Here is a 9,418-nt window from a genome sequence, read left to right on the forward strand (position 1 = left end):
GCTTGCTGCAATTAACCGAGCAAAGGCTACCTGTCATGTCCAATACACCCCCTCTGAATGCGCTGCGTGTGTTCGAGTCTGTTGCTCGCCTCAAGAGCTTTTCCAAAGCTGCAGAGGAGCTGCATGTCAGTCAGTCGGCAGTGAGTCGTCAAATCAGTTTGCTGGAGGGTTACCTGGAGGTGCAGTTCTTCCATCGGGATCGCACGGGTATCCGCCTGACCGAACTCGGCCAACAGTACTTCGAGGGCATACAGCCTGCGTTCGAGCGGATTGCCGACGCTACTCGCGGCTTGACCGCACATTTGGAAGACGAACCCTTGCGCATCCGCGTTTACTCGACGTTTGCGGCCCGCTGGCTTATGCACCGGCTACCCAGGCTGAATAAAGCTCATCCACACTTGCGAATTCGCATTACCACGGCGATCGCTCCCGTGGATTTCACCAGCGAGCGCGTTGATGCCGCTATCCAGCTCGGTGACGGAGAGTGGGAGGGTTTGCATTCCGACTTCCTGTTCGTGGACGAATTGCGTCCAGTCTGCCGGCCGAAGCTGGTCTCCGGCCTGCCCACCAGCCGAACCCCCGAGCAAGTCTTCAAACATCGCCTGATCCACTCCTATTATCGCAAGCAGGACTGGTCCGACTGGTTTGCTTCGGCCGGTATCGAATACAGCATGGAGCAAGACCCTTTCATGCTGCCGAGCTCTCTGCTGGCCTATCAGGCGGCGCACGATGGTCTCGGTATCGCCATAGCGCAGACGCGCATGGTGGAGCAGGAGTTGCGCTCCGGCACGCTTATTTATTTCTGTGAACACACCTTTACCCGTGGTCTGGGCTACTACCTCGTTAGCCAGCCGAACTCACCTCGAGAAAGCAAGATCGCCTGCTTCCGGGACTGGCTGATGGAAGAAATCGGCTCAAAGCTTTTACCGGGGCAACAACCCAATCCGTAACGAAAGGTATCCCATGGCAACACTAATAGAGCAATTGGCAGACTACAGCGTCCATGAGGCGAACTCGACGTTGCGCGGCGATGTACAGCACCATGCCAAGCGTGCGGTACTCGACTGGTTCGCTGCGTTGTACCCAGGCACGCGTGAACCGGTCGCCGAGCGACTCGCCCAGTCCTACGCCGATGAGCGTGGCACTGGCCGCAGCAGCCTTCCCGGTTACGGTGCCACGGCTCTGCCGACGACAGCGGCGTGGATCAATGGCACCTCATCGCATGCTGTCGAGTTCGACGACATTTTCAAGGATGCGATCTATCACCCCGGCGTGCCGACAATATCGGCGGCGTTGGCTATGGGGGAGCACATCGGTGCCAGCGGCGGGGAGTTCCTTCGTGCCGTGGTGGTGGGTTACGAAATATCCACCCGCATCGGTGCGGCGGTCCAGCCGTCCCATTACCATTTTTTCCATACCACCGGCACCATAGGCTGCTTCGCCAGCGCCGCCGCTGCGGCTTTCCTGTTGGCACCCAAGGATCGTCAGGTCATGGCCCATGCCCTGGCAACGGCTGGATCGTTTGCCGCCGGCCTGCAGCAGGCGTTCCGTTCTGACTCGATGACCAAAGCCCTGCATGGCGGCCACGCTGCGTCGGCGGGTATCACCGCTGCGCGAGCAGCGGCCAGCGGTGTCACCGGCGCACTGGATATCCTTGAAGGCGAGGTTGGCTTCGGTGCGGCCATGAGTACCAATCCACAATGGCACAAGGTGACCGAGGGTCTTGGCAGCAGCTACAACATTACTCGCATCACGCAGAAGACCCATTGCTGCTGCGGCCACACCTTCGCGGCCATCGACGCTGTGCAGCTCTTGCGCGAACAGTTGTCGCAAACCGAGCGCGACCAAGTGGTGCGCATTGAAGTGGACACCTACAAGACCGCACTCGACGTGACCGGCAACTACGCGCCGGTTTCCGCCTACCAGGCCAAGTTCAGCATGCCTTACGTGCTGGTGCAGGCGCTGCGTTACGGCAGCGTGCGTCTTGAGGCCTTTTGCGCTGAACGCCTGGCCGAGCCCGCGAGCCTTTTGATGATGCAAAAGGTGGTGATGAATGCCTGCCCTGAGTTGACCCGCCAATTCCCGTTGGCCCGTGCAGCGCGGGTGCGTCTGGTACTGCAGGATGGCCGCGTGCTGGAACACTTTTCGCCTTTTCGCAAGGGTGATCCGGAAGCGCCATTGACCGATCTGGAGCTGGAGCAAAAATTCGCTGAACTGGTCACTCCGGTCATTGGCTGCGACGCCACGCGTTGGCTCGGGAGCCAGGTCTGGAAATTGGAAGAGCTACAGCTGTCGGACCTGAACTTGGTCTCTTTGGGCTGATAGGTGGGGCCACCGGATGCGCTCCGGTGGTCTTTCTGAAGCGCTAACCCCCGCAATGCTCCAGGCGAGTGATGGGGCTACCTCGGTGACGTGCGGCCCATTCGATTCGCAGAGACAGCAAGGCCCCGAGCAGTCTCCTGCACGGGGCCTGGCTGTTCAATGAAGCGTGTTCAGGCGGTGGAAGCCCCCTGTTGCAGGGCATCCAGGTGATGGAACATCGCCAGGTCACCTTTTACGAAGCCAGGTCCGCTGGTGCTGGCCATCGTTTCCAGGCGGGCCATGAGATTGCTCAGCGACTGACGGGCGGCCCAGAACGAGGGGCCACCTTCCCACTTAGGAAAACCGAAGCCATTGATCATGACCAGGTCAATGTCGCTGGAGCGAGTGGTGACACCCTCGGCCAGCAGCAGTGCAGCTTCGTTGGCCATCGTCAGCAATGCGCGGTCGACAATATTGTCACGGCTGAAGGCGCGGCGCTCAATGCCCTTGCGCATGGACTCCTGGACGATAAGGTCGCTCACACTTGGATCTTCGCTGCGGCGCCCTTGCTCGTCATAAAGGTAATACCCCGAACCGGTCTTGCGCCCGAAGTGGCCTTTCTCGCATAGCAGGTCGGGGATGTCCACGTAGCGTGCGTTGCCATCGCGCAGAGGCGAGCGTGCCTGACGCATGCGCCAAGCGATGTCGAGACCGGACATGTCGGCAACGGCGAAGGGGCCCATCGCCATCCCGAAGGACTCCATGGCGGCGTCGATTTGCGCCGGCAGCGCGCCTTCTTCCAGCATCAACTCACACTCACGGCGGTAGGCTGCGTAAATGCGGTTACCGATGAAACCGAAAGCGTTGTTGGCAAGGATCGGCAGTTTACCCAGGCGGCGTACCACCGCAAAGCCGGTGCTCAGGGCTTCCGCCGCGGTGTACATGCCGCGCACTACTTCCACCAGGCGCATGACGTTGGCCGGGCTGAAGAAGTGTAAGCCGATGACCCGCTGAGGGTACTTGGCCACCTCGGCGATCTGGTCCACGTCCAGATAGGAGGTGTTGGTGGCGAAAATGGCGTCCTTGTCCATCAACGGTTCGATTTGACGCAGCAGGTTGCGCTTGACGGTGAGGTCTTCGAAGACCGCTTCAATAACCAGATGCACCGAGGCAATGTGCGCCCAGTCCGTGCTGGCGTGCAGGCGGCTCAGTTCGGTGTCTGCCTGGGCCTGGCTAATACGGCCCGCCTTGACCCGGCGCATGTACTCGCCGGCAATGCGCTCCTGACCACGGCGCAGGGCCGCTTCATCCTGTTCCAACAGCACCACGTCGAGACCGGCCTGAAGGATGGCCAGGGAAATACCACTGCCCATGGTGCCAGCGCCGATGACGGCTACTCGGCTGACGGGCTGGGGCTCGACATTTTTCAGCTCCACACGCTTTGCCGACTGGCGCTCAGCGAAGAACAGGTGACGCAATGCCAACGCTTCATTCGACATCCGCAGCTGCTGGAAGACCTCGCGCTCAGAGGTCAGGGCCAGGTCTATCGGCTGGTTGGCAGCGTTCAGCACGGCATCGATAGCCAGCCTGACCTGCGGGCGGTTCTTGCCCGCCTTGAGGGCCTTGGCACTGACAAGCTCGATCTGGCTCGCGTCGCAGGGTTGGGGATGGCGGTCGCGAACCCGGCATTTTCCATTCATGTTACGTACGTAGTTGGCCGCGAAACTGGCCAGGTCGCCTTCTGCAATGGCATCGATCATCCCAAGCGCGAGGGCATCGGCAGTTGAGACACGGGTGCCCGCGCAGATCAGCTCGATCGCCTTGGGAATGCCGGTCAGGCGCGGAAGGCGTTGGGTGCCGCCCGCGCCCGGTATCATGCCCAGGGTCACTTCGGGCAAGCCGAGCAAGCTGCCTTCGCAAGCGACGCGGGCGTCGCAGCCCAAGGCCAGTTCGAAACCGCCGCCCAGCGCCGCCCCGTGAATCGCGGCGATGATTGGCTTGGAGCATTGCTCAATGGCGCTGATGACTTCTGGCAACTGCGGATTTTCCAGGGGCTTGCCGAACTCGCTGAGATCGGAGCCTGCAATGAACATCTTGCCGGCGCCAATCAAGACCGCGCCGATCAGGTCCGAGCTGTCCTCGACCTGCTTGATCGCCTCGAGCAGGCCCTGGCGGACCCCCAGCGACCCGGCGTTGACCGGAGGATTGTTGATATAAACCAGCGCGACGTTGCCGTCACGCTCAAGGGTGATGAGCGTGTTCATGGGCTTCTCCTCAGGCAGTCCTGACCAATGCATCGACCGCGACCACACCCTCGCCTTTGGCTTTCACCAGCAGTGGGTTCATCTCGGCCTCCAGCACCTGGCAATCCTGTTGCAAGGCCAGTTGGGAAAATGCGCTCACGGCCTGGGCAACGGCTTCCAGGTCACCTTCCTGACGGCCGCGATAGCCGGCAAGTGCTTTCAATGCCTTTACTTCACCCACCATCTCACGTGCCTGTTCGACGCTGACCGGGGCCAGGCGCATGGCGCGGTCGCAGTAGATTTCAGTGAGAATGCCACCGGCCGCCAGCATCACCAGCGGACCGACATCGGGGTCGCGGCGGTAGCCTACCAATACTTCACCCAGGCCCTTGCCCATGGCTTGAACCAGGACTTTGTCCACGGTCAAATGCGGCAAATGGGTGGCAACGTTGTCGATGATGCGGCGCATGGCTTCTGCCAGTTGCGCGGCATCATGTACGGGCAGCACCACGCCTCCGACATCGGTCTTGTGGGCGATGTCCGCATGCAGCACTTTGACCACCACGGGATAGTCGAAGGGCAGGTCGGGCAATGGTTGGTTTACATCCAGCACGGCATACGCCGCATGGGGCACACCCAATGGCGCAATCATTGCGTAGGCGTCCGCCTCGTTGAGCATGCGCTCGCCTTGCGGTGCCGCAGGTGCAGGGGCTGGTTCGCTGGGGTTGCGGCGGGCGAAACAGGCGGCGATGACGTCACCACAGGCTTCCGGGGTACGGAAGCATGGGACACCTGCTTCAGTCAGTAACTGCAAGGCGGAAGCTGCTTCCGGGACCACGAAACAGGCCAGGGGCTTGTCGCTGAAACCAAACGAGTCGACCACCGGTTTAACCGCCAGATCCGGGTTGTAGCGCGCCGAGGAGCCGACAGTGGCCACCACCATGTCGAACTCCGGTGCGGTCAGCAAGACCTCGATGGCCGCTTTCATCACGTCATACTTGGTGCCGGCCAGCGTGAGGTCGACAATGCCGCCGTGGTTCACCACGATGCCGCGCTCAGCCAGGCGAGCCAGGGTTGCGTCGGTGGGTGGTACCACCGAGACTCCGCGTATGCCGAGTTGATCGACAGCCATGGCAGCGCCGCCGCCGGTGGTCGTGACCACGCCGACTGTTGGTTTTCTGCCCGCCGTGCTGCGCAGGTTTTTCAACGGCAGTTGGGCCAATAACGGCAACGCTTCGAGGAAACCCTCCAGGGTTTCCACTCGGGCTATGCCACAGTCACGGAAAAATGTTTCGGCCACCGCGTCTTCGCCGGCCAGTGCTCCCGTATGGGAAACCGCCAGTTCGGCAGCGACGTCGGAGCGGCCTAATTTATAAGCCACCACTGGCTTGCCGCGTTTGGCAGCACCCAAGGCGAAACGGCGCATATCTTCGCCGTGGTGCAGTGATTCGAGGAACAGCATGTAGCCGGTGATGCTTGGATCATCCAGCGTGCTTTCACAGATCTGCCCGATGCTCAGGTCGGTTTCGCTACCCACCGAGACCAGGCCGGCAAAGCCCACACCCTTGGTGCGCCCACGAGAGGCCAGGGCACCTAGCATGCTGCCACTGTGCGAGGCGCAAAAGATCCCGCCCACGGGCAGGTCGGGTTCGGCGAAGGCCGCGTTGGCCGTCAGAACCAACTGTTGATGCAGGTTAACCACGCCGAGACTGGACGGCCCAAGAATGCGTACACCGGTTTGTTCGGCGATCTGGCGCAGGCGCAGTTCACGGGCGCAACCTTCAGGCCCGGACTCGGAGAAACCGCCGGCCAGGATGGTCGCCACGCGAATGCCCAAGCGTCCGCACTCGGCGACCGCCTCAACGGCCAAATCGGAGTTGGTCAGAATGAATGCGTGCTCCGGTACTTCCGGCAATGCGCAAAGGGACGGATAGGCCTTCTCGCCCTGAACTTCAGAACGGCTGGGGTTGACGTTATAGATGGTGCCGGCATAGCCGGCAGCCCTTAGAAAGCGCAGCGGGCGGGATGCTGTTTTGGCAGGGTCATCGGAAATACCCACCAGCGCAATGCTCTTGGGTCGCAGCAGGGCACTCGCCACATCCTGATCGATCATCTTATGCATGCTTAACCCCTTCAACTTTCGGCGGACGCTGGTCGAAACGACGATCGAAGACGTCTTCGGCAATGCGGTTCTTCAGCACTTCTATGGAACCGCCAGCAATCATCCAGCCACGGATACGTTTGACGCAGTATTCGACCAGCGCCTCGGAGGAGTAACCGTAGCCTCCCATGGCCTGCAACGCTTCGTTGGAGACTTCCCATCCGGCCATGTTACAGGCGAACTTGGCCACGCTGGTTTCGTAGGCGGAGGGCAGGCCGCCGTCAGCATTAACCGCCGCGCGGTAAAGCAGCAGTTGGGCCGATTCCAGCTTGACCGCCATCTCGGCGAACTTCCATTGCAACCCCTGAAACTCGCAAAGCTTACGACCGAACTGCTCACGAGTCAGGCAATGTTCGCGGGCAACGTTGAACGCATGGCGTCCCAGCGCCAGAGAGCGGGAAGAGTTACCGATACGCTCAACATTGAATCCGGAAATCTGCTTTTTAAAGCCGCCCGGGCCGAGCAGGACGTTGGCCTTGGGAATGCGGCAATCGGTGAAGTACAGCTGGCACCACTCTTCGCCGCTCATGAAGGGCGATGGTTGGCCGATGTCGAAGCCGGGTGTTCCACGCTCGATGATCACCGAGCCAATCCCGTTCAAGCCCGGCCCGAAGCGTACATAAATAAGGAAAGTATTCGCATGCGGGCTGTGAGTGGAAAACACCTTGGAGCCGTTGATGATGAAATGGTCTCCATCTTCGACCGCCGAGGTTTTCAGCTCGGTCACGGCGGAACCCGCACCCGGTTCGCTCATGCCCAACGCCAACAGGCTTTTGCCAGCAATCAGGTCGGGCAGGAAGCGCTCCTTCAGTTCTGGAGAAGCATATTCGGCAAAAGTACGAATGGCCCCGAAGTTGCCAGCTTGCACCACGTCAGCACTCTTGGGGCATACCAGCGCAAGTTCCTGAATCGCGATTACTGCATCCATCAGGGTGCCGCCAATGCCGCCATCTTCTTCTTTAATCGTGATGCCCAGCAGCCCTTGATGGGCAAGTTTGGCGGCGATTTCCCAAGGGTAGTCCTGAGAGTGCGCGCGCTCCAGTGCACCGTCGGCCAACTCGCGCTGAGCGAAACGACGTATGACGTCGGAGAATGCTTGTTGTTCTTCAGTGAAATGGAAATTCATGGCACAGATCCGCTGATTGATGATTGATGAACGGATGCTAACTAATGCGGTGGGGTATCTGTTTTCCCAAAAATCATCCTCACATGACATATTCGAAACCTTGTATGCCCGTGCGTCTGGATAACATCCCTGTGTTTTCCACCTATTGGAGCACTGTCCATGCATACCTATATCTGTGACGCAATTCGTACACCCATCGGCCGTTTTGGTGGCGCGTTGGCTTCGGTTCGCGCAGATGATCTCGCGGCGATACCCATTCGTGCGCTGATCGAGAGAAATCCCGGGGTCGACTGGTCGGCCGTGGACGACGTCATCTACGGCTGCGCCAACCAGGCTGGCGAAGACAACCGTAACGTCGCGCGCATGGCGCTTTTACTTGCCGGCCTGCCAGACACCGTACCGGGTGGCACTGTCAACCGTCTCTGCGGCTCTGGCCTGGATGCCATCGGCACTGCTGCTCGGGCTATTAGCTCCGGCGAATGCCAAATGATGATTGCTGGCGGTGTTGAGTCGATGAGTCGCGCACCCTTCGTGATGGGTAAAGCGCAAGCCGCATTCGCGCGCGACATGTCCATGCAGGACACCACTATTGGTTGGCGTTTCATCAACCCTCTGATGAAGAAGCTCTACGGTGTCGATGCCATGCCGCAAACCGCTGAGAACGTCGCGGATGAGTTCGGTATTTCCCGTGAGGATCAGGATCGTTTCGCGCTGCGCAGTCAGGAGAAAACTGCCATCGCCCAGGCTGAAGGCCTGTTTGCCGACGAGATCGTGCCGGTACATGTGCCCCAGCGTAAGGGCGCAACACTTGTGGTCGAGCGCGACGAGCATCCGCGAACCACCTCGTTGGAAGCGTTGACCCAGTTAAAGGCGGTTGTACGTACTGGCGGCACTGTCACAGCAGGCAATGCCAGTGGTGTAAACGACGGGGCCTGTGCCTTGTTAATGGCCAGCCTGGCCGCCTGCGAAGTCCATGGCCTGAAACCTCGCGCGAAAGTCCTCGGCACCGCTACCGCAGGCGTGGCCCCGCGGGTCATGGGCATGGGGCCGGTACCTGCGACCCTTAAGGTGCTGCAACTGACGGGACTCAAATTGGACGAGATGAACGTCATTGAACTTAATGAAGCTTTCGCCAGCCAGGGGCTTGCCGTTCTTCGACAACTGGGATTGGCCGACGACGACGTTCGGGTCAACCGCTATGGCGGCGCTATTGCCCTGGGCCACCCGTTGGGTATGAGCGGCGCACGCTTGGTCACCACTGCGCTCAATCAGTTGGAACGCACTGGGGGCCGTTATGCCTTGTGCACGATGTGCGTAGGTGTGGGGCAGGGCATTGCGATGGTTATCGAGCGTGTCTGAGTGACTATTTGCCCATCGTTGAAGATTGTCCTTTTTAAACTGTGATAAGTGAGCCCATGAAAATCCTGGTAGCTGTAAAACGCGTTGTGGATTACAACGTCAAGGTTCGCGTCAAGGCGGACAATTCCGGCGTCGATCTCGCCAACGTCAAAATGTCGATGAACCCTTTCTGCGAAATTGCCGTGGAAGAAGCGGTACGCCTGAAAGAACTGTCGATAAAAGAAGGGC

The 9,418-nt window shown here is 60.0% G+C and carries 6 protein-coding genes and 1 pseudogene; 4 read left to right on the plus strand and 3 right to left on the minus strand.

The features are described from left to right. The first annotated feature begins 2 nt into the window (after positions 1–2). Complete coding sequence (locus GIR22_RS18780) at positions 3–950, plus strand: LysR substrate-binding domain-containing protein (protein ID WP_154744761.1); 948 nt, start codon at positions 3–5, stop codon at positions 948–950. 13 nt (positions 951–963) lie between these two features. Beyond that, positions 964–2,322 carry an MmgE/PrpD family protein gene (locus GIR22_RS18785; protein ID WP_154744762.1) on the plus strand — a complete coding sequence of 453 codons (1,359 nt, stop codon included), beginning with the start codon at positions 964–966 and terminating at the stop codon, positions 2,320–2,322. A gap of 170 nt (positions 2,323–2,492) precedes the next feature. On the opposite strand, the gene GIR22_RS18790 is transcribed toward GIR22_RS18785, so the two are convergent. From GIR22_RS18790 to GIR22_RS18800, 3 genes are read right to left on the minus strand one after another with little or no spacing between them, the layout of a single operon-like run. After that, positions 2,493–4,565 (minus strand): 3-hydroxyacyl-CoA dehydrogenase NAD-binding domain-containing protein, encoded by a 2,073-nt coding sequence (locus GIR22_RS18790; RefSeq protein ID WP_154744763.1) that lies wholly within the window; start codon positions 4,563–4,565, stop codon positions 2,493–2,495. 10 nt (positions 4,566–4,575) lie between these two features. After that, positions 4,576–6,666: an acetate--CoA ligase family protein gene (locus GIR22_RS18795; protein WP_154744764.1), complete on the minus strand. Its 2,091-nt coding sequence runs from the start codon at positions 6,664–6,666 to the stop codon at positions 4,576–4,578. Then, positions 6,659–7,831, minus strand: a complete 1,173-nt coding sequence (locus GIR22_RS18800; RefSeq protein ID WP_154744765.1) for an acyl-CoA dehydrogenase family protein — start codon at positions 7,829–7,831, stop codon at positions 6,659–6,661. Before GIR22_RS18800 ends, GIR22_RS18795 begins: the two co-directional genes overlap by 8 nt. Positions 7,832–7,990: 159 nt before the next feature. Between GIR22_RS18800 and pcaF the strand changes: the two genes are divergently transcribed. Next, positions 7,991–9,190: a 3-oxoadipyl-CoA thiolase gene (gene pcaF / locus GIR22_RS18805; protein WP_154744766.1), complete on the plus strand. Its 1,200-nt coding sequence runs from the start codon at positions 7,991–7,993 to the stop codon at positions 9,188–9,190. A gap of 56 nt (positions 9,191–9,246) precedes the next feature. Beyond that, positions 9,247–9,418, plus strand: a pseudogene (locus GIR22_RS18810) (electron transfer flavoprotein subunit beta/FixA family protein); the annotation flags it as partial.

Origin of the sequence: Pseudomonas karstica (genome assembly GCF_009707515.1) — a bacterium.
GTDB classification, from domain to species: Bacteria; Pseudomonadota; Gammaproteobacteria; order Pseudomonadales; family Pseudomonadaceae; genus Aquipseudomonas; species Aquipseudomonas karstica.

What these genes read in the sequence shown, in the direction of transcription:
- pcaF (WP_154744766.1), top strand. Translation starts at nt 7,991, where the DNA reads ATGCATACCTATATCTGTGACGCAATTCGTACACCCATCGGCCGTTTT.
- GIR22_RS18790 (WP_154744763.1), bottom strand. Translation starts at nt 4,565, where the DNA reads ATGAACACGCTCATCACCCTTGAGCGTGACGGCAACGTCGCGCTGGTT.
- GIR22_RS18795 (WP_154744764.1), bottom strand. Translation starts at nt 6,666, where the DNA reads ATGCATAAGATGATCGATCAGGATGTGGCGAGTGCCCTGCTGCGACCC.
- GIR22_RS18785 (WP_154744762.1), top strand. Translation starts at nt 964, where the DNA reads ATGGCAACACTAATAGAGCAATTGGCAGACTACAGCGTCCATGAGGCG.
- GIR22_RS18800 (WP_154744765.1), bottom strand. Translation starts at nt 7,831, where the DNA reads ATGAATTTCCATTTCACTGAAGAACAACAAGCATTCTCCGACGTCATA.